Source organism: Staphylococcus taiwanensis (genome assembly GCA_020544305.1).
GTDB lineage: Bacteria > Bacillota > Bacilli > Staphylococcales > Staphylococcaceae > Staphylococcus > Staphylococcus taiwanensis.
This window is the reverse complement of record CP058667.1, coordinates 800084-820157: the sequence shown is the minus strand read 5'-3', so window position 1 is coordinate 820157 and position 20074 is coordinate 800084. Positions and strand designations below refer to the sequence as shown.

Here is a 20074-nt window from a genome sequence, read left to right as displayed (position 1 = left end):
ATGTTTCAAGATTTAGAAAATAAAGTTGTAGTTATCACGGGGTCAGGAAGTGGCATAGGGAAATCACTTGCTGAAAACTTTGGTAAAGCCAAAGCAAAAGTTGTATTAAATTATCGTTCTGATCGCCATTTAGATGAAATTGAAACTTTAAAACAAACAATTACAAATGCTGGTGGACAAGCAATTGCTGTTCAAGGTGATGTTGCAGTTGAAAAAGATGTTAAAAACTTAGTCCAATCAGCGGTAAATGAATATGGTACATTAGATATCATGATTAATAATGCTGGTTTCGAGAAGCCTATCCCCTCTCATGAAATGTCAGTAGAAGAATGGCAAAAAGCGATTGATATTAACCTTACAGGTGCTTTTATTGGATCACGTGAAGCTATAAACCATTTCTTAAAAGAAGATAAAAAAGGTATCATTATTAATACATCAAGTGTTCACGATACTATCCCTTGGCCAAATTACGTTAATTATGCTGCAAGTAAAGGTGGCTTAAAACTAATGATGGAAACAATGTCTATGGAATACGCACAATATGGCATTCGTATTAATAATATTTCTCCAGGGGCAATTGTTACTGAGCATACTCGAGAGAAATTTTCTGATCCTAAAACGCGTGCTGAAACGCTTGAGATGATTCCAGCCAAAGAAATTGGCGAAGCACAAGATATTGCAAATGTTGCTTTATTCCTAGCTTCAGATTTAGCAAATTATATTCATGGCACTACAATTTATGTTGACGGTGGAATGACAAACTATCCTGCCTTTATGGGTGGCAAAGGCTAGTTTCAATATAACTACATGAACATGAAAAGAGCCTGGGACATAATTCCTAGCAAAATAGCCAGTAAATGAATTTATAAAAACTCATTTACTGGCTTCTTTATTTACAATACTTCGTATTGTTGGCTCGCTTTCTTAGGGGACAGCTTCAGCCTATAGTCTTCAGCTTGTCCTGTTCCCTCAAGAGTCTCACCAAAATACTTTGTATTTATATGTAACTTTACATTGAAATACTTTAAAAAATAAGGCACTTTCATATAATTTAATAAACTTCACTAAACTAAATTAACGAGATGCCTTATATATAAAGATTATAACATGACTCAACTTACTCTACCAATGGAAACTTCAGTTCTTATCACGACAAATGATATTTCACGATATGTTTATTCATATATTTATTGTTTTAAACAAACAATGCCTGATATATATACAAAATGATAATACTAATAACGATTGAGATGTTAGTTACCATACCAACCAACGGCAATGTTTTATACTTAAATTGAATAGAATAAGGAATGATAGCGACGCCTACTGGTAATAACCATGCAATTAATAACGTTGTTTTAATCATACTATCTGACACTGGTAAAAAGTAATGGACTAATATACCAGCTATTAACCCTAAGCCATAATGTACGCATAAATATTTAATTGCAACCGGTAAAAAATGTCTCTCAATCTTAAAGCTTAACATAACGCCAAGAAGTATCATTGATAATGGCATATTAGCTTTTGAGATAATAGTGAAGAAGTCAATGGATACTTTAGGCAAGTGAATGTTAGACATATTAAGTATAAACATCACAATATAAGTTACTAATGGTACTGAGGTAAGTAATTTTTTTCCTAAGTATTTAAAGTTAAATTGGTCCCCACCTTGGCTAAAATAACTACCGACAAAGTATGTAACACCAAACATTATAATGGCGCCACCTATATCTGCCATACCAAAATAGACCATGCCATTTTTCGGCCATATCGTGTCTACAAGCGGATAAGCAAATAAACCAATATTAAGAGAGGCAGTCATCATACCTACTGAACCCTTTATATGGTTATCATATCTTCTAAACAACCATACAACTATCATCTTAGCAAGCACACCATAGACAATCATCATGATAGGTAAAATAGAAAAAGAAAAATCTAGTTCAGCACTATTCAAATTGACGATGACTAAAGAGGGTAATGTGACATTTAAAACTAGTGTTGAAAGTACTTGACTATCTGCTGCTTTTAAAAAGTTAATTCGCTTTAAAAGATATCCCAATGCGATTAAAAGAATAATCATTACAAACTGCTCTGTCACAAAAATTCCTTCTTTCTGATTTAGCCTTATTATACAGTTAACTACTGTAACACAATTTATATGAATTTTAGAAGTTTATTGTTTCATGCTATAATTTTAAGTGTTTAACATAATTAATAGATAAAGGAGTTTAAAGTACGATGGATTTAGAATCTCAATTAGCAGAACTTAAATATGATTATGTTCGTTTACAAAATGATCTTGATAAACGTGAGTCTTTAAACCAAAATATAGATCCCTTAGTTAAGCAACTAGAAGCAATTGAACAAGAAATTTCAGAAATTCGTTCAAAAATGCGTCAGAAATAGTCTTTATATTCGTCTAGTCAGCATGAACACATACATGCTATGATATGAGTTGTATTAGAAAGGATGACATCAGGTGAAGCTTTACCTAATATTATTACCGATTTTATATCTTATTGTAAGTTACATAAGTATTTTTAAAATGCATTCCATTTTCACGCGTATTTTACGCATTATCATGGGTGTATTATTGTTATTTGTAGTAGCTATTACAACGTTACAATTTCCTGCTGAGAATTGGTGGGTCTTTGTCGTATTATTACTACTTGTCGGAAATGTAGAAGTTACAGCTTTTAAATCATTAAAAAATGATCATAAAGCTGTTTCAATTCTAAACATTTTATCAGTTATTTTATTTGTGATTTATATCATTTTAACTTTTGTAATGTACTAAAACATTGTATATAGCATAGATCATGGCGCTATCTCTTAACTGAGACAACGCCATGTTTTTTATTTGCGTGTTATTTTATTTTTTAAAGTGAACAGAATTTCATAAATTACAGGAACGACTATCAGTGTAAGCAATGTTGAAGATATTAAACCACCAATCACTGTTGCAGCCATACCTTTAGAAATCAGGATTGAACTATCTTGTCCAAACAATAATGGCATAAGCGCCCCAATAGTTGCGATAGCTGTCATTAAAATTGGTCTAATACGCGTACCACCCGCTTCTATTAATGCTTCTTTCATCGCTAAGCCATCTTTTTCATTCGTTATAACCCTATCTATCAAGACAATAGCATTGGTTACGACAATACCAATTAACATGAGCAGACCTATTAAACTTGGTACCGAAATGGTTTCTCCAGTAATTAATAATGCTAGCACCACACCAATAACTGTAAATGGTAATGAGAATAAAATTGTAAATGGTGCTAAGCCACCTTTAAATGTGATGACTAATACGAGATAAACGATAACAATCGCAACTAACATTGCGAATGCTAATTGGCTCATTGATTGATTAATATCATCAGTCGCACCGCCTACATTAATCTTCACGTTATTTGGTTTATCAATTTTATTTACTTTACTCATCACTTTATTAGAAGTACCACCTACATCTGAAGCAGTGACTTTACCAGAAACGGTAGTTGCATAATCCCCGTCTTCTTGAACTAGTTTACTTGGTGTAGAAGTGTGTTCTAATTTAGCAATATCTTTTAACTTAACCTTTTCTCCAGTTGGCGATTTTAATTCAATGTTATTTAATTTATCTTGTGACCAATCCGTTTTTTTATTTTGTTTAACTTTAACATCAACCTTATGACCATTTTCTTTTACAGTAGTAATGGTCTTCTCAGGTAAGTTCTCATTAAGGTTTAGCGCCAATTGACCGGCAGAAATGCCTTTGTCTGTTGCTTTATTTTGATTTACTTTAATTTCGTATTGATCGTATGTTTGAGATAAATCTGATTTAATATTAGCAATTCCATTAACAGATTTCATTTCACGTTCAACTTTAGCTACCGTATTTTTAATCGCATCGGTTGAAGGTCCTTTAACTGTCACCTCAATGGAATCATTTCCAGCACCAGTGCCCATATCTTGGTTTTTCCATTCACCAGGGTCTTTCATTTTAGATAAATGCGAAATAACCTTATCTGGCTCTTCTTCAAAGTTAGGCGTATTTTTATCATATTCGATCATGATTGCCATACTATTTGTACTACCAGTTGGGTCGGCTGGTGAAGGCCCACCCACTGAATATTGAACTGTTTTAACTTTATCCTTACTTTGTAAGTATTTTTGAGCCTTTTCAGCATGATCTAATACTGCTTTTTCAGTTTCCCCTGGTTTAGGTGTGTAGGTTACTGCCATAAATTTATCCTCACCAGTAGACAAGTAACTTGTTCCTAATTTCGTTCCACCTAGTGCTACACTTCCAACTAGAATAACAACGCCAATTATTAATACAATCCATTTATGATTTAAAGACCAAGCAAGTATCTTACGATAGCCTTTGCTAATTACGCCTAATCCTCCATTGTCTTTGTTAGTATCACGTGGTTTGATTTTAATTCCTTTTTTGAAAAATGTAGAAGCTAATGCAGGCACAACCGTGATTGAAACTAATAATGATGCCAATAAACTAAATGCAATTGCTAAAGCGAATGGTCTAAACATTTCACCGACAGACCCTGATACAAAGGCAAGTGGTAAAAAGACGATGATTGTTACTATAGTAGAAGATAAAATCGGTTTAAATACTTCTCTAGTAGCACTTATGACTAAACTATCACCTTTTAATCTTTCTTCAGTATCTGATAATCTTCGATAAATATTTTCTACAACTACAATCGAGTCATCTATCACACGTCCTATTGCAATCGTTAACGCACCTAGCGTCAAAATATTAAGCGATACATTACTTAATTTTAGTGCGATAAGTGCAATTAAAATAGAAAGTGGAATCGATACGATTGAAATGGCTGTCGTTCTAATATTTCTTAAGAATAAAAGAATAACAATGATGGCTACAATCGTTCCTAATGCTGCTTTTTCAACCATTGTATAAAGTGAGTCTTCAATAGGTTTAGCAGTATCCATTGTTTTTGTAGCTTTGATATCACTATTATTTTTTACAAATTCATCAATTTTCTTTTGAGCTTCTTTTGCGACTTGTACAGTATTAGCATCTTGTGCTTTCATAATTTGTACGTTAACTGCATCTTTGCCATTTGTTTTAGAAATTGATTCACGTTCATCGCCAACAGTAACCTTAGCTAACTTACTTAATGGAACGCTAGGCACGTTACCATTTGTGGACTGAACCTTAGTAGCATTACTTGATTGACCACTTCCAGCTGATGAGGCACTGTCACCAGTACTACTCATGCTACTTTTAGAGTCGTCATCACTATTTGATTGACCTTGGCCACTTTGAGATAGTGGTATTTTCAATCCTTTAAGTGCATCGACCGACTTAAATTGACCATCAATGACAAGTGATTTTTCATTATTTCCAAATTGGAATAACCCTAATGGGGTTTCACGTGTCGCTGTCTTTATGTAATTTTCAACATCATCAGCTGATAAACCTGTTTCATCTAATTTATCTTGCTTAAATTTCAAGGTTACTTGACGTGTTGTTTGCCCATTAAGTTGAGCATTTTGAACACCATCGACTGTTTGTAATTTAGGAATTAATTGGTCATTAATTTCTTTCGTTGTAGTTTTTAAGTCATTTTTAGAATTTGTAAAAGAATATGCAACGATTGGAAAGTCATCCATTGAGTTACGTGTTAACTCTGGCTCGCTAACACCATCTTTAAAATCTAACTTATCAATTTCCTTTTTTAATACTTCTTCAGCTTTATCCATATCGGTACCATTATCGTATTTAACGGTTACGATGGATGCATTTTGTATCGATTGTGTTTCTACGCTCTTAACATACGCCAAAGATCTTACCTGTTTATCTATTTTAGAACTAATTTCATCTTGCGTAGTCTGAGGTGTGGCACCTGGCATTGTAGTTTGTACAGATATTACCGGATTCTCAACGTCAGGTAATAATTCTAGTTTTAATTTAGCACTAGAATAAACGCCACCTAGTATTACTAATACTACCATTAAGAAAATGGCGAACTTATTACCAAGTGAAAATTTCAGCATATTTATAATCATTAAGTCACTTCCCCCAACAGTCTTTTTATCTTCACAATGAGTAAGACTATATTAATCACTCCTATTATCCTAAAAAAATCTGAACGTCACAATAGTTGTTTGTGGAATCGTTCAGATTTAAATACATAGATAGTTATAACGCTATTTACCTTTTAGTTTACGTGAAATTTTAATTTTAGCTTTTGTTAAACGTGGTTTAACTTGTTCGATTAATTGATAAAGCGGTTGATTTAACACATAATCGAATTCTCCTACTTTTTCACTTAGATATGTGCCCCAAATACGTTTAAAAGCCCATAAGCCGTAGTGTTCTGAATCTTTATCTGGATTATTATCTGTACCACCAAAATCATATGTTGTCGCACCCTGTTCACGTGCATAACGCATCATTTCAAATTGCATATGATAATTTGGTAGGAAATCACGATAATCATTTGAAGAAGCACCATATAGATAATATGATTTTCTTCCCGCAAACATTAGTAATGCACCTGATAAATAAACACCTTTTGGATGTTTATTTAATAAATCAGTCATGCTTTCTTTACGCTCTAATGTTTTTTTTATTTTACTTTCAACATCATTTAATTTGTTGGCAGTTTTTTTATCTTCTTTTCTTTCATACTTAGCTTGAAGTTGTGCTTTTTCTGCTTCTTGTTCTTGAAGTTCTTTATTAATGTCTTCAAGCACAGGTTTAGGTTCTAATTTAACTAAGAATAATTCCGCATCTCCATCTTCATGAAGTGCATCGTAAATGTTCTCAAAATAGCTAATATCACGCGTTAAGAAACCATCACGTTCGCCAGTAATCTTCATTAATTCAGCAAATGTTTTTAGTCCTTCACGATTTGACCGCTCAACCTTAGTACCTCGTTTAAGTGATAATCTTACTTTAGAACGGTTACGTCGTTCGTAACTTTGGAAGATTTCTTCATCTGTTTTATCTATTGGTGTAATCATCGTCATACGAGGTTGAATATAATCTTTAGATAAACCTTCTTTGAAGCCTTTATGCTTGAAACCAAGTGCACTTAGATTTTTTAGTGCATCAATACCTTTATCTACTTCGACATCTGGATCAATTTTAATAGCATATGCTTTTTCTGCTTTAGCTATTCGTTTTGTTTCTTCTAATAACTTTTCTAATGCAGCTTTATCACTATAATCAGTTACGAATCCACGTGAGACATAACATAGTGTAAATGGTAATCTAGGTACTTTTTTAAATAATAATTGTCCTACACCTTTAATTTCACCATTTTCTCCAACTGCGACGCGTTTTGAATACCATCCTGTTAAGCGTTTTGTTTCTGCCCATTTCGTTAATTGAAGCAAATCACCATTTGGATGAGTTTTTACAAATTCGTCATGTTCTTGATTAGTGATATTCATCTTTTCCATGCTATAAAAAACTCCTTTTCTCTACATTAACTTTAATTATACAGTGTCGAATTATGAGTGTCGACAAACTCGCTATGGAAGTTAGTGATTATTTCTTTATTCATATTTTTGTTATACTAGAGAGACTTAATTTTAACAATAAGTACAATATTATTAATATATAAATGAGGTCATATTTTGAGAAATATCATATTAATACTTTTTATGATTATTAACTTAATCGTTATTATAGTTACGCTTAATCAGCCACTTACAATTTCTTACTTTAGTTTGAGAGTGATGCTTGTCGCTTTAACATTCGTTCTAACTGTCTTTTTCTTACTATTAAAAACGACACGTTCTTCCACTATTTTAAGTGTTTGTAACTTAATTATTGTGGTATTTCATATCGCTCTTATTGCACATAGCACTTATGTTTATTTATTCTAACTTTCCGGTTCAAAGCGATATTTAGCACCTTTAATAATAATGGAATATGGTGCTGTCGCTTCTTTATCATTAAAAACGATTGTATTATAACCAGACGTTTTACCATCTTGTATACGGTAAATGATGTTATCGTTTGTTAACTGTAAATCTGTATAATTTTCTCCTTCCTCAATAATATTCATTTTGAACCATTTCTGCCATTTTGATAATGTTTTCTCACGTTTCTCACTATCTATAATGATTCTATTTATCCTAAATTGTTTTTGATATAAGTTGTCTAATTTTTGATTACGTTGTTCTTCATTATCTTCCCATTGGATAAAGAAAGGTGGTTTTACCATATAATCAGGATCTGCTATATATAATAATTTCCATCTTAATTTATCGCCTTTTTTATTTTCTCTATGCATTTCAACAGGACCAATCGTGTCTACTTTATGATCTTCTAAAGTTCGTTTTAATGCATCAATATCTGAAGTTCTTAACGCCATCGTTTTAAAACCTTGCTTAAAATTATCTTGTATAATTTTAGTAGCAAACGCGACACGTCCCTCTTCAGTTTTGGCCTCTTTTCTTAATTTTTCAGGGTCTTCAACATCTAGTAATTCAATATAATTCTCATTAATGTATGATAATCGATTAAATGTACCAAATTTATGATGCTTTCCACCTGGACTTATTTTCAAAATATCTCCTGGATATTTAAAATTTTTGAGATTATCTACATAATGAATCATATGATCAAATCGTAATTCCATATCCCCCATTCCCTTCCATTTATAATTATCTATATCTATCTTAACAAACTTCATTCTATTTTATTGTTATTTAAAAGCTAACAATATTTATATTCTTCAAAGTTTTTAAATTTAAAACTGAATTCGACAAATGATGATTAACCATGTCATAAATTTAATTTTAAAAGCACTATTGCATATTTCACAAATTAGTCATATAATAAATTTTGTTATTCGAAATTAGTTAGCTAAGCTAACTTAATTGATAAGGAGATTTTTCATGCTTACGAATGAATTTTTTAATAGTTTTATAGGTATTTATCGTCCCTATATGAAGCGCACTCAACCTATACTAGATACGTTTGATTTACATCCCGGACAATGGTTGGTATTGCGTGATATCGCTAATACAGAGCCTACCACTTTAGTACATATTTCAAAACGTCGGTTTATTGAAAAACCAACTGCCCGTAAGATAATTAAAGTTCTATCTGAAAAAGAGTTATTAACTATCAAACCGGGTGTTGATAAACGTGAAAAGCTTTTAAGTTTGTCACACAAAGGGAGAGCGCTATTTAAAGATGTAAATCACCAAATTACGCCACTTCAAAATGACCTTATTGGAAAATCAGGTCTAAGTAATGAAGATTTAGAAAATGTCATTTTTACAATGAGCAAGCTACATCAAACTTTATCTGAGGAGGAAAATGAATGAATCAGACTCAAAACTTAAAGCAACCTATTTTTACAAAGAGTTTCACCGTGAACTTTACAATTAATTTCTTTGTTTACCTATGTATGTATTTATTACTTGTTATTATTGCTGATTACAGTAAAACATCATTCCATGCTTCTGATAGTATGGCTGGTTTAGTGGTTGGATTATTTATACTTGGGTCATTAATTGGTCGTTTTGGTACTGGTAAATATGTTAATAAATTTGGACCTAAAAAGATTCTTATTACTGGTTTAATCTTGTTAATCATCACTCAAGTACTTTACTTTATTCCAGGATCTATTACTTTTTTAATGTTTGTCCGTTTAATTAATGGGATTGCTACTGCTATAGCTACTACGGCAACAGGTACAATTGCCGCACATGTAACACCTGTTGAACGTAAAAGTGAAGGTATTAGCTTATTCTCATTGAGTTTAGTTTTAGGTACTGCTATCGGACCTTTCTTTGGAATACTATTGATGAAATCATTTTCAATTAATTTATTATTTATTATCTGTGTTATTTTAGGTGTAATCAGTTTAATTATTTCATTATTTATAAACATAGACTTTGATTCAGTACATAATAAAACTGATCAAAAAATTGCTAAAGCTTCTGGAATTAGTATCCATAACTTTATTGCAAAAGAAGCCGTTCCAGTAGCTGTAGTAATGATGATAATTGGCTTGAATTATGCCTCTATCTTAACTTTCTTAAAGTTTTTTGCAGAACAACGACATTTAATTGAAGCATCAAGTTACTTCTTTATTTGTTATGCTGTCGCTTCTCTAATTACGCGTCCAATCGCTGGTCGTTTAATTGATGCTCGTAGTGAAAATGTAGTTGTTTATCCTGCATTTATAGCGTTAATTATCACTTTCATTTTATTAGTATTCAGTTATAGTAGCTGGATGTTACTACTTGCCGGTGTATTCTTAGGTATAGGATATGGTAATTTATCTTCTTCAATGCAAGCAATTGCGATTAAAGTATCACCTTCTAGTAAATATGGTATTGCTACCTCTACCTATTTTATTGGTCTTGATGTTGGTATAGGTTTTGGCCCATCATTACTTGGATTATTTACAGATTCTATTACTTACACACAAGTGTATATCATTATGGCTATTGTTGCTGCTTTATGTAGTATACTTTATTTAATTGTTCATGGCCGTAAAGTCAAACCTAATACGTATTAATTTAAAGCGTCTGGAATATTAAGTTCTTGGACAAGTGAAAGAGACAATTTCTATTGAAATAATATAGAAATTGTCTTTTTTTATAGTTATGTTGAATACATTCAACAAATAAAATTTATGAGGATAATTAATGAAATTTTGATTGATAGCGTAATTTGAGTCGAGTTAACGTATTTATAAATAAGGTACATCGTTAATTTAGTTTAGTGAAGTTTATTAATTTATACGAAAGTGCCTTATTTTTTAAAATATTTCAATGTAAAATTACATATAAATACAAGGTATTTTGGCGAGACTCTTGAGGGAACCAGTACTATTAATGAACTTAAGTGCTAAAGCACTTAAGTAAGAAATTCTAGAGATGAATGACGAATATTTTTGCGCGACTCCTATGTTGATTATTAATGAACATAAGTGCTAACGCACTTATGTAAGAAATTCTAAAGATGAACTACGAATGGCGTTGTGTGACGCCTGAGGGAATAGGATGAGTGTCGAGACCGCGGCTCGACCCAGCCCCCTAGGCAAGCATCACAACAGAATGAGTAAATGTTCATCTAAGAATTTCTTTAGAGGACTACAGGCACGAGCCTTTCCCGCAAGAAAGCGTCGCAACAAATTGAGTAAATATTCATCTAAGAATTTCTTTACAACCCAGCCCCCCTAGGCAAGCGTCTCAACTTAAGTGAAATGAAAATTCATTTAAGAACTACTTTAGAGACGGCACCCCAGGAACGCGAAGCAACTTATGTGAGTGTTTATCTATCTAAGAACTATTTTACAAGACCGCGGCTCGACCCAGCCCCCTAGGCAAGCATCTCAACTTAAGTGAAATGAGAAGTGATTTAAGAACTACTTTAGAAGTTGTCCCCTAAGAAGGGCCTCAACACAGAGAAACTGAGTTAATCAGTTTCTACAAACAAGGCAAGTTGGGCAAGCGAGCCAACAATACGAAGTATTGTAAATAAAGAAGCCAGTAAATGAAGTTATAAAAACTCATTTACTGGCTATTTTACTGTGAATTATACCACAGCTCTATGATTAATTAGCAATACTAATAGCTTCAATTTCTTTTTTCATTTTATCTAATAGCTTTTGTTGTGAAGCATTAAAGAAATAAAATACTTGTCGTTCATCTGTTTCAGAGCGTAATTTAGAAATCAGTTCTTTTTTATAGATTTTACGAATGATCACATCAATCTTACTTGTATCCCAAAGCATTTCAAAATGTAATGTATCTCGTAATTCTTTACCACTAATTTTTTTACCTTCATAAACTTTAAATAGAACTACAAATTCTTCAATTGAAATTTTATACGATGATTTTAACCAATGTTTTAATTGGCTCAGTTCTCTTTCAGCTGCAATAAAACGTTGTACTTTTTCTGTTGTCATAATAAAAGCCTCCAATGTTGATTCTAAGTTGTAGCAATTGCTTTATAAATCAAATTTCCTTAATAAAATTATATAACAAACACACTATTTAATCTATTACAAATTTTATATAATATCTGATTATTGTTTAATACAATTTCTGTTAATCATGTAGTCATTGCTATTATTAGATTCATATTCTTTAATCATAGGTATTACTTGAAATAACTATTTAACTAAAACTCTGACTATAAAGTGAATATATTTTTCAAATAAAAATATAGGAACTATCACCTGAAAAATTATTATAATTTTAATACTAACCGCCGATATAATTCATATTAATTTTCTTACGTTGACGATTTTTAACGGTTTGTTCTGTACGTTCATCTGAATAACGATCATCACGAATATTCCAAAGACTGATAAGTTGTTCTCTTAATTGATCATCTGTCACACCTGAACGAATAAAGGATTTAATATTAAACCCTTCAACTGTACTAAACAAGCATCCATAAAACTTACCATCAGATGACAAGCGTGCTCTTGTACACGTAGAACAAAATGAAGCTGAAACACTTGTAATCAAACCAAATTGTGCCCCATTATCTTTATGCTTATAGTACTTAGCAACTTCTCCAAAATATTTTGGTGGAACAGGTTCAATATCAAATTGTGACTCAATCATATCCAACATTTCATTTTTAGTGACAACTTTGCTAAAGTCCCAACCATTATCGTTACCGACATCCATAAATTCGATAAATCTAATTTCAATATTTTTATTCTTAAAATATTCCACCATCGGAATGATTTGATTATCATTCACACCTTTTTGTATAACAACATTAACTTTTACATGAAATCCAATCGATACCGCATAATCAATTTGTTCTAGAATAGTAGAGGCTTTAATATTACGATTATTAATTGCTTGAAATACGTCGTCATCAATCGCATCTAAGCTAACATTAATACGTCTCAATCCAGCATCATATAGTTTTTGACCATGCTTTTTCAACAGCAAACCATTCGTAGTCATTCCAATGTCTTCAATACCTTCAATCTTGTTCAATTCGGCAATTAATTGGTATAAATTACGACGTAATAATGGCTCGCCACCAGTGATACGTAATTTTTTCACACCAAGGTCAGCGTATACTTTGGCAATTCTAACCATCTCATCAAATGTTAACAGTTCATCTTTAGGTAGAAACACAAAGTCATCGCCGAATATTTCTTTAGGCATGCAATAATCACAACGGAAATTGCAACGATCAGTTACAGAAATACGTAAATCACGAATCGGTCGACCTAATTTGTCTTTAATTTGTGCTACCATTTATAAGGACCTCCTTAATTATTCATTTCTTGTTTTAAAGTGTCTAAGTCCTCTTGATAGTTAATATTTTTATACCAATATTTGGTTGATTGAGTATCTTTCACATCCAAGCATTCCGTCGTAAGTTGTTTATATACATGTCGTAAACTATAATCCTCTGAATCTAGTGCTTTCTTCATAGTTTCTATGCAGTTTGGACTATAAAAAGCAATTGTTGGAATGATTCTATCATTTTCTGAAAAAGCAGCAATATCGATTTGATCTTCAATTAATCTTGAAACCATAAACTGATATAATGCACTAATAGCTTTACCAGTAATCATGGGAGTATCTACAGATACAACGAAAAAGAGTTCCTCATCACTATAATGTTTCATAACAGTATATATACCTGCGAGTGGACCCTTATCTTTGTGATTTGAATCATCTATTATAATATGACTGTGTTCAAATTGGTTAGCAAGTTGATCATTTGTACTAATGATAATATCATTAAACATATTTGTTTCTTCTAATGTATGAATAATGCGTTTATAAAACATTTGACCATCTACTTCGGCAAACGCTTTAGCTTTACCAAAGCGTTCTGAATGACCACCTGCTAAAATAATTGCTTTCATTTCCCGTTAACCTCCACTTACTGGTGGAATCAATGCAACAACATCTGTTGGCTGTATGATATCCTCATTTTGTACAAACTCTTCATTGACTGCGACTTGAAACTTTTTATCACGAATAGAAGGATGTTGGTTAAATAATAATTGTTTGAATGACTCAACACTAATATCCTCTTTAGTATCCAATTGTTCCATGTCAGTCTGTAATATTTCTTTTATTTCCGCGAAGTATAACACCTTCACTTTAGACATCTCCTTTAGTTGCTTGTTGATGGTTACCTCTTTGATGCCCTTGCCACTCAGAACCATCTTCCCAGATTTCTTTTTTCCAAATTGGGACAATTTCTTTGATGCGTTCAATAGCGTATTCATTAGCTCGATATGCATCTTTACGATGAGGTGAAGATACAGCGATTAAAACAGCAATATCAGAAATTTGTAATGGTCCAATGCGATGAACAATCGTTGTAATCGTCCCAGGCCAACGTTCTGTAATCTCATCACCAATTTGAGCCAATTTCTTCTCAGCCATAGGAATATATGCTTCATACTCCAAATATTCCGTTTTGACCCCTTTTGTCCATTCACGCACATGTCCCGTAAATACGACAACTGCACCTTGATATTCGTTTATAGTAAAGTCTCGATACTGTTCAGTTTGTATAGGTTCAGTAACGATTTCGAATTGCTTCATCATTTGTCAGTCCTTTTGTTCAATCCAATCTAGTAACCATTGCTCATATTGTGCTAATGCATTCTCTTCTTGAAAATGATAACAATAACGCACATGAGACAATTGTCGTAATTGCTCGCGTTCTTCATTAGTCCGATAGACTATCACTTTGTCAAAGTCTTCATCTTTAAAGCCTTCTACTAAAATGATATTACAGTTTATTGTAACAGATTCGTCAATAATTTGAGTAAGGTTTTGTTTATGTGTTCGCGTTACCGTTTGTTGTAATGACTCACCTTGAACAATACTTTGGTCAGCACCCGCTTCAAAGTGTTTCATATGATCAACGTCATTATCTTGTAAGGTGATATCTTCACCCAAGTGTCCATGATGTTTAATTGTTGCCACCGTATAATTATGTGCTTTTAGCATCTTAACAGTTTGGGTCATTAATGTGGTTTTGCCAGCATTCTTAAACCCAACGATTTGCAAAATCATATTGTCATTTCCTCTTCAAAGACATTTGATTCTGTTAAAATAACGTCTACTGTGTGACCAGCCTTAAATCCTCGTGTCCCACCTGGCAGCATAATCATGGCATTACTATGAGCAATAGCTACCACAGCACCAGATTTGTTAAATCCAGAAGGTACCACGGTTGCACCAGTATGTGAAAATGTTGCGTCTGCTCTTATAAAACGTGAAAATGGGTTAGCTTTCGTAAAATCTTCCATTAAAGTTGCTTTAACAACTTGAGGATAAAATGCATTGGCTCGCATCATATGTTGAACTGCTGGTTTCACAAATAACTCAAATCCTGTAAAACATGCAGATGGATTGCCTGATAAGCCAAATAGGTATTGTCCATTTGCAACTGCAACTGTTGTCACACTACCCGGACGCATCGCAACTTTATTGAATAAGACTTCTGCGTCTACAGCTTTATATATTTCTGGTAAATAATCAAAGTCTCCTACTGACACGCCACCTGTAGTAATAACAATCTTATGTTTAGCCATTGCATCTTTAACAACCTCAATGCTACTTTGCAAATCATCTTGTTGAATTTTATACGCTTCAACTTCTAAGCCAAATTTTTCAGCTAACGCTTTAATCATTGGCCCATTTGAATTGCGAATCTTACCAGGTTCTAATTCATCATGTACATCTAATAATTCACTACCAGTAGCGATAATAGCGACACTCGGTTTTTGAATAACAGGTACTTCTGTATAACCATAAGTTGCTAATACAGCAATTGCACCAGGGTTAATCTGTTGTCCTTTTTTCAAGACAATATCACCGGTTGTTGTTTCTTCGCCTTTAAGTGACACATTCTCATGTTCCTCAAAAGGTTTACGAATCGTAAATGTATCTCCATCTTCAACAGTTTGTTCGAACATAACAACTGCATCTGCTCCCTCAGGAATTTGAGCACCAGTCATAATACGTACTGCTTCATTTTTTCCTAATGTTTTCTTAGAAACAGAACCTGCACCGATATGATCAATCACTTTGAATTGTTTACGATTCTCAGAATAGGCACCTGCAGAGTCTGAACTGCGAATCGCAAAACCATCATACGGTGATTTATTAAATCGTGGAATATCATACGTTGCTACAATATCTTCTGCCAAAATATGGCCTAAACTATCGTCTAAATTCACTTTTGTTGTTTCCATGTATATTTCTTGTTTAACAACTCGATGAATCGCTTCTTTTACTGGGATTGGATTTCGTTTTTCCACTGCCATTATTATCAACTCCATTTATTTTTTTAAATCGTGATATACTATCCCTATTAGGAGGGTTATGATGTCAGAATTCACGCATATTAATGAACAAGGTAATGCTAAAATGGTTGACGTTTCTAATAAAGATATTACAAAGCGTGTTGCACAAGCACACTCAAGCATTATTGTTAATAGTACAATTTATCGTCAAATAATAGATAATACAAATAAAAAAGGTAATGTCTTAAATACTGCACAAATTGCTGGTATTATGGCTGCTAAAAACACTTCAACCATTATACCTATGTGTCATCCATTACCTTTAACAGGTATTGATGTTCAGTTTAATTGGCATGCAAATGAAGATAATACGCACACATTAAATATCACTGCTATCGTTTCAACTACCGGTAAAACAGGTGTTGAAATGGAAGCGTTAACTGCTGCTTCCGCCACTGCATTAACTGTTTATGATATGACTAAAGCAGTTGATAAAGGGATGATTATAGGAGAAACCTATTTAGAATCTAAATCTGGGGGCAAATCTGGAGATTATCAACGCTAAAGTCAATCAAATACGTAAATTATTACCAACTACTTTAAATAGTATAGTCATGGATTAAAAACTTCAATTAGGGAAACCTATCATTTAAGTTAAAATCCATGACTATTTTTTATTTATTCAATTCATATACCATATGATTTAATTCTGGTTTAATTAACTTTTCAATCGCTAATTGTACAGCTCCTGTTGAACCAGGTAATGTAAATATTAATTTGTTCATTACTGTACCAGCTACTGCTCTAGATAATAGTGATTTAGTCCCAACATCTTCTGTGTAGCTTAGGTATCTAAACAACTCACCAAATCCTTCAATTTCTTTATCTAATAATGGTCTAATAGCTTCAATCGTAATATCCTTAGGCGAAATACCTGTTCCACCAGTCGTAATAATCGCATCAATATCAGAAGCTAACCAACTGTCAATTTGTGATTGTATTTGTTCTTTATTATCTTTAACGATTGTATAATGTGCTTCATTTACTTCAACATTCATTTTTTGTAATAAAGTTTTTACAAGTTGTCCACCTTTATCAGTTTCTTTATTACGTGTATCTGAAATCGTTAATACTGCACAACGAATATTTCTCTCTAATTTTTCATGTTCATGTTGGTGCATTGAATCCACTCCCTTTATCCAAATAATTGGTTTAATACATTAATCGCGTCTGTTGTATTTGTAGTACCGTGAACAAGTATTCTCCCACCATCAAAACTTACGATACGATAACCTTTATATTCGAACATAATCATATACTTATTCTCTCTATAATTGAGACTATGTTGATTAAGAAAGCGACGTATCATTTCCTGGGTTATATTATCATTGTCATACTGTACTGTATCTCTACCACATAATGTTGCATATGATGTATGTTTTTGTTGTAAGTAAGGAAAAGTTGGATGCTTACCACACGTCGGACAGTCATTTCTTTGCATTCTATTAAATCCAAATGTGTAATGATTTCCTTCCCAAACATCTCCATATGTCAATTTAGTTGGCACTGCTTGTTCCGTTAGAATTTTAAGTGCATCTCGGAGTTGAAAACTGGTTGTCATTGTAACAGCTGGTTGTATTACACCTACCGTATCACAAGTTAGATTAATTGCTGGAAGCTGGGGTATTAAACAATTAAAGCAAGGCGTTTGACCAGGGATGAACGCTGTTTCAATATAAGTACTTTGAACAACACCACCGTATATCCATGGGATACTTGTCTTATAAGCAAAGTCATTAATTAATTGACGCGTTTCGAAATTATCTGTTGCATCAATAATTAAATCTACATGCTTCGTATGTTGGTCTAAAAAGTAATAGTCAACATGCTCTACAAACTCATTTATAAGTATGTCATTTCTAATTTCAATTAAGTGACGTTTGGCTGCAATAACTTTAGGCAACATTTTATTAGCATCATCTTCAGTGTATAGTGTTTGGCGTTGTAAATTACTAAATTCAATATAATCTCTATCAACAATAGTCAGTGTCTTGATACCTGCTCGTACTAAGCCTTCTGCAACATGTGAACCTAACGCACCCATACCAACTATCAATACATGTTTATTTGAAATTTTTTGTTGTCCATCAGTACCAATGGCTTTAAATAAAGTTTGTCTTGAATAACGTCCGTCCATCATTTTCATTGCCCTCTCCAGTAAAAATTCAATTTCTTTTTATTATAACTAATTGGGAGTGGAACAGAATTCAATTTGAATTCTGTTCCACTCCCAGCTTGCTTTGCTTGTAGAATTTCTTGATGAAATTCTCTTTGCTGGGGCCCCGACTCCCAACTTGCTTTGCTTGTAAAATTTCTTAGTGAAATTCTCTTTGTTGGGGCCCCCGCCCGCAAGGATGACTAGAGTTGAGAAAAGATTAATATAAGCGCCTTCTCAATTCAGTCAGCTACTGCAAATTTGCGATGTAACATTATCATATTATTTTTAATCACACACTAAATTTTAGCCTATTTTGATAATTTTATCAGCTAGTATTTCTGCTTCAAAATTCGAATGGGTTACAAAAATGATAGGTATCTTCCATTCTTTAAATATACGTTTGATGAGTTTGATACCTTCGTCTCTAGTCGCATCATCCAGACTTGAGAAGGGTTCATCTAGTAAAATTAAATCTGGTTTTGTACTCAAAGTGCGAGCTAATGCGACACGTTGAGATTCACCACCGGAGAGCGTAATTGGATATTGATTCATTAGATGACCAATATTCAATTGATCAGTTAAATCATCAATATGAATAGATGGCTTAGCCATAAAAGTGATATTCTTCTTCACAGTCATATTTGGAAATAATTGATAATCTTGAAATAAATAGCCTATTCTCCGATTTTGAATCTTCACATTCACTTTATTATCAGTATCGATTAATAAATGGTCATTAATCTTGATATATGCTTTATCAGGTTGTCGTAACCCCGCAATCATATTAAGTACAGTTGTTTTTCCAATTCCTGAAGGTCCACGAATAGCATAAATTTTAGGAGCAGTATCATTCACATCGATGTCGATAAACGTTTTATTTAACTGATATTGTAATTTAAGTTGTAGCATCTACTCTGCCTCCCTTGATTTATCATTATTCGCGAAACTCAACACGCCTATAACAGTTATTGAAAAGGCTACTAACACGAGTACCCAAAGCCAGGCTTGATTTTCTCTACCTTGTTCAACTAAGAAATAAATTTCAAGTGGTAATGTGTTTGTTTTATTAGGTATGTATCCTGCTAACATTAATGTAGCACCAAACTCGCCAATTGCTCTCGCAAAGCTCATCATAATACCTGCTATAATAGAACGTTTAGATAGTGGTAATATAAGGCGATAAAATATTTTATTTTCACTTGCGCCCATTGTTCGCGCAGTGTTTAACATTTTAGGGTTAATACTTCTAAATCCTTGAATCGTGTGTTGATACATTAATGGAAAACTAACAATGACAGATGCAATAATTGCACCTGTCATTGTAAATACTACTGGAAGATGTAGTATGTTTTCAAAGAATTGTCCTACCACACTTCTAGGAGAAAATATTATTAATAAAATAAACCCTAGTACCGTTGGCGGTAAAACAATGGGTAAAAGTATAAAACTTTCAAGGAGTTTAGTAAGATGCCCTTTGCCTTTATAAAGTAACCGAGAGATAAAAATACCTAGTATTGAAACAATAATGGTACTCACTACGGCGACTTGAATAGATATCCAGAAAGGTGTTAAATCAGGCATGTCTTAT

At 32.8% G+C, this 20074-nt stretch carries 22 protein-coding genes; 7 read left to right on the top strand and 15 right to left on the bottom strand.

The window, feature by feature from the left end:
• Positions 1-792 carry a glucose 1-dehydrogenase gene (locus HYI43_03755; GenBank protein ID UDI77711.1) on the top strand — a complete coding sequence of 264 codons (792 nt, stop codon included), beginning with the start codon at positions 1-3 and terminating at the stop codon, positions 790-792.
• A gap of 403 nt (positions 793-1195) precedes the next feature.
• On the opposite strand, the gene HYI43_03750 is transcribed toward HYI43_03755, so the two are convergent.
• Positions 1196-2104: an AEC family transporter gene (locus tag HYI43_03750; GenBank protein UDI77710.1), complete on the bottom strand. Its 909-nt coding sequence runs from the start codon at positions 2102-2104 to the stop codon at positions 1196-1198.
• 140 nt (positions 2105-2244) lie between these two features.
• On the opposite strand from HYI43_03750, the gene HYI43_03745 reads away from it, so the two are divergent.
• Together HYI43_03745 and HYI43_03740 are read left to right on the top strand one after the other, a co-directional pair.
• Positions 2245-2412: a hypothetical protein gene (locus tag HYI43_03745; GenBank protein UDI77709.1), complete on the top strand. Its 168-nt coding sequence runs from the start codon at positions 2245-2247 to the stop codon at positions 2410-2412.
• 73 nt (positions 2413-2485) lie between these two features.
• Positions 2486-2803 carry a hypothetical protein gene (locus tag HYI43_03740; GenBank protein ID UDI77708.1) on the top strand — a complete coding sequence of 106 codons (318 nt, stop codon included), beginning with the start codon at positions 2486-2488 and terminating at the stop codon, positions 2801-2803.
• 59 nt (positions 2804-2862) lie between these two features.
• Here HYI43_03740 and HYI43_03735 read toward each other — a convergent pair whose 3' ends face one another.
• Both HYI43_03735 and HYI43_03730 read right to left on the bottom strand, forming a co-directional pair.
• Positions 2863-6045, bottom strand: a complete 3183-nt coding sequence (locus HYI43_03735; GenBank protein ID UDI77707.1) for an efflux RND transporter permease subunit — start codon at positions 6043-6045, stop codon at positions 2863-2865.
• A gap of 141 nt (positions 6046-6186) precedes the next feature.
• Entirely contained in the window at positions 6187-7446 is a 1260-nt protein-coding gene (locus HYI43_03730) for a lipid II:glycine glycyltransferase FemX (GenBank protein ID UDI77706.1), read from the bottom strand.
• A gap of 177 nt (positions 7447-7623) precedes the next feature.
• Between HYI43_03730 and HYI43_03725 the strand changes: the two genes are divergently transcribed.
• Complete coding sequence (locus HYI43_03725) at positions 7624-7875, top strand: hypothetical protein (protein ID UDI77705.1); 252 nt, start codon at positions 7624-7626, stop codon at positions 7873-7875.
• Here HYI43_03725 and HYI43_03720 read toward each other — a convergent pair.
• On the bottom strand, positions 7872-8633 hold the full coding sequence (locus tag HYI43_03720) for a VOC family protein (GenBank protein ID UDI77704.1): 762 nt from the start codon (positions 8631-8633) through the stop codon (positions 7872-7874). The two genes, HYI43_03725 and HYI43_03720, sit on opposite strands and share 4 nt — an antisense overlap.
• A 259-nt stretch (positions 8634-8892) precedes the next feature.
• On the opposite strand from HYI43_03720, the gene HYI43_03715 reads away from it, so the two are divergent.
• Both HYI43_03715 and HYI43_03710 read left to right on the top strand, forming a co-directional pair.
• Complete coding sequence (locus tag HYI43_03715; protein ID UDI77703.1) at positions 8893-9327, top strand: winged helix DNA-binding protein; 435 nt, start codon at positions 8893-8895, stop codon at positions 9325-9327.
• Positions 9324-10529, top strand: a complete 1206-nt coding sequence (locus HYI43_03710; protein ID UDI77702.1) for an MFS transporter — start codon at positions 9324-9326, stop codon at positions 10527-10529. Before HYI43_03715 ends, HYI43_03710 begins: the two co-directional genes overlap by 4 nt.
• Positions 10530-11570: 1041 nt before the next feature.
• On the opposite strand, the gene HYI43_03705 is transcribed toward HYI43_03710, so the two are convergent.
• The 7 genes from HYI43_03705 to HYI43_03675 form a co-directional block, all read right to left on the bottom strand.
• On the bottom strand, positions 11571-11924 hold the full coding sequence (locus HYI43_03705; GenBank protein UDI77701.1) for a MarR family transcriptional regulator: 354 nt from the start codon (positions 11922-11924) through the stop codon (positions 11571-11573).
• A 298-nt stretch (positions 11925-12222) separates the two neighbouring features.
• Entirely contained in the window at positions 12223-13245 is a 1023-nt protein-coding gene (gene moaA / locus HYI43_03700; GenBank protein UDI77700.1) for a GTP 3',8-cyclase MoaA, read from the bottom strand.
• 14 nt (positions 13246-13259) lie between these two features.
• Positions 13260-13865 carry a molybdenum cofactor guanylyltransferase MobA gene (mobA, locus tag HYI43_03695; protein ID UDI77699.1) on the bottom strand — a complete coding sequence of 202 codons (606 nt, stop codon included), beginning with the start codon at positions 13863-13865 and terminating at the stop codon, positions 13260-13262.
• A 6-nt stretch (positions 13866-13871) separates the two neighbouring features.
• A complete protein-coding gene (gene moaD / locus HYI43_03690; GenBank protein UDI77698.1) occupies positions 13872-14105 on the bottom strand; it encodes a molybdopterin converting factor subunit 1 in 234 nt (77 codons plus the stop codon).
• A gap of 1 nt (position 14106) precedes the next feature.
• Positions 14107-14556: a molybdenum cofactor biosynthesis protein MoaE gene (locus HYI43_03685; protein ID UDI77697.1), complete on the bottom strand. Its 450-nt coding sequence runs from the start codon at positions 14554-14556 to the stop codon at positions 14107-14109.
• A 6-nt stretch (positions 14557-14562) separates the two neighbouring features.
• A complete protein-coding gene (gene mobB / locus HYI43_03680; protein ID UDI77696.1) occupies positions 14563-15033 on the bottom strand; it encodes a molybdopterin-guanine dinucleotide biosynthesis protein B in 471 nt (156 codons plus the stop codon).
• The gene (locus tag HYI43_03675) at positions 15030-16289 is read right to left on the bottom strand and encodes a molybdopterin molybdotransferase MoeA (GenBank protein UDI77695.1); all 1260 of its coding nucleotides are present in this window, start codon (positions 16287-16289) and stop codon (positions 15030-15032) included. The genes mobB and HYI43_03675 overlap by 4 nt, the downstream gene beginning before the upstream one ends.
• A 61-nt stretch (positions 16290-16350) precedes the next feature.
• Between HYI43_03675 and moaC the strand changes: the two genes are divergently transcribed.
• Entirely contained in the window at positions 16351-16833 is a 483-nt protein-coding gene (moaC, locus tag HYI43_03670; GenBank protein ID UDI77694.1) for a cyclic pyranopterin monophosphate synthase MoaC, read from the top strand.
• Between the two features lie 109 nt (positions 16834-16942).
• Here the strand turns inward: moaC and HYI43_03665 are convergent, their stop codons facing one another.
• The 4 genes from HYI43_03665 to modB form a co-directional block, all read right to left on the bottom strand.
• Positions 16943-17449: a molybdenum cofactor biosynthesis protein MoaB gene (locus HYI43_03665; protein UDI77693.1), complete on the bottom strand. Its 507-nt coding sequence runs from the start codon at positions 17447-17449 to the stop codon at positions 16943-16945.
• A 14-nt stretch (positions 17450-17463) separates the two neighbouring features.
• Entirely contained in the window at positions 17464-18468 is a 1005-nt protein-coding gene (locus HYI43_03660) for a ThiF family adenylyltransferase (GenBank protein UDI79262.1), read from the bottom strand.
• 321 nt (positions 18469-18789) lie between these two features.
• The gene (locus HYI43_03655) at positions 18790-19395 is read right to left on the bottom strand and encodes an ATP-binding cassette domain-containing protein (GenBank protein UDI77692.1); all 606 of its coding nucleotides are present in this window, start codon (positions 19393-19395) and stop codon (positions 18790-18792) included.
• A complete protein-coding gene (gene modB, locus HYI43_03650) occupies positions 19396-20067 on the bottom strand; it encodes a molybdate ABC transporter permease subunit (protein ID UDI77691.1) in 672 nt (223 codons plus the stop codon).
• Between the last annotated feature and the right edge of the window lie 7 nt (positions 20068-20074).

Coding starts and splice junctions, on each gene's coding strand:
- HYI43_03755 (UDI77711.1), top strand. CDS start 1: ATGTTTCAAGATTTAGAAAATAAAGTTGTAGTTATCACGGGGTCAGGA.
- HYI43_03745 (UDI77709.1), top strand. CDS start 2,245: ATGGATTTAGAATCTCAATTAGCAGAACTTAAATATGATTATGTTCGT.
- HYI43_03735 (UDI77707.1), bottom strand. CDS start 6,045: ATGATTATAAATATGCTGAAATTTTCACTTGGTAATAAGTTCGCCATT.
- HYI43_03730 (UDI77706.1), bottom strand. CDS start 7,446: ATGGAAAAGATGAATATCACTAATCAAGAACATGACGAATTTGTAAAA.
- HYI43_03720 (UDI77704.1), bottom strand. CDS start 8,633: ATGGAATTACGATTTGATCATATGATTCATTATGTAGATAATCTCAAA.
- HYI43_03715 (UDI77703.1), top strand. CDS start 8,893: ATGCTTACGAATGAATTTTTTAATAGTTTTATAGGTATTTATCGTCCC.
- HYI43_03710 (UDI77702.1), top strand. CDS start 9,324: ATGAATCAGACTCAAAACTTAAAGCAACCTATTTTTACAAAGAGTTTC.
- HYI43_03705 (UDI77701.1), bottom strand. CDS start 11,924: ATGACAACAGAAAAAGTACAACGTTTTATTGCAGCTGAAAGAGAACTG.
- moaA (UDI77700.1), bottom strand. CDS start 13,245: ATGGTAGCACAAATTAAAGACAAATTAGGTCGACCGATTCGTGATTTA.
- mobA (UDI77699.1), bottom strand. CDS start 13,865: ATGAAAGCAATTATTTTAGCAGGTGGTCATTCAGAACGCTTTGGTAAA.
- HYI43_03685 (UDI77697.1), bottom strand. CDS start 14,556: ATGAAGCAATTCGAAATCGTTACTGAACCTATACAAACTGAACAGTAT.
- mobB (UDI77696.1), bottom strand. CDS start 15,033: ATGATTTTGCAAATCGTTGGGTTTAAGAATGCTGGCAAAACCACATTA.
- HYI43_03675 (UDI77695.1), bottom strand. CDS start 16,289: ATGGCAGTGGAAAAACGAAATCCAATCCCAGTAAAAGAAGCGATTCAT.
- moaC (UDI77694.1), top strand. CDS start 16,351: ATGTCAGAATTCACGCATATTAATGAACAAGGTAATGCTAAAATGGTT.
- HYI43_03665 (UDI77693.1), bottom strand. CDS start 17,449: ATGCACCAACATGAACATGAAAAATTAGAGAGAAATATTCGTTGTGCA.
- HYI43_03660 (UDI79262.1), bottom strand. CDS start 18,468: ATGATGGACGGACGTTATTCAAGACAAACTTTATTTAAAGCCATTGGT.
- HYI43_03655 (UDI77692.1), bottom strand. CDS start 19,395: ATGCTACAACTTAAATTACAATATCAGTTAAATAAAACGTTTATCGAC.
- modB (UDI77691.1), bottom strand. CDS start 20,067: ATGCCTGATTTAACACCTTTCTGGATATCTATTCAAGTCGCCGTAGTG.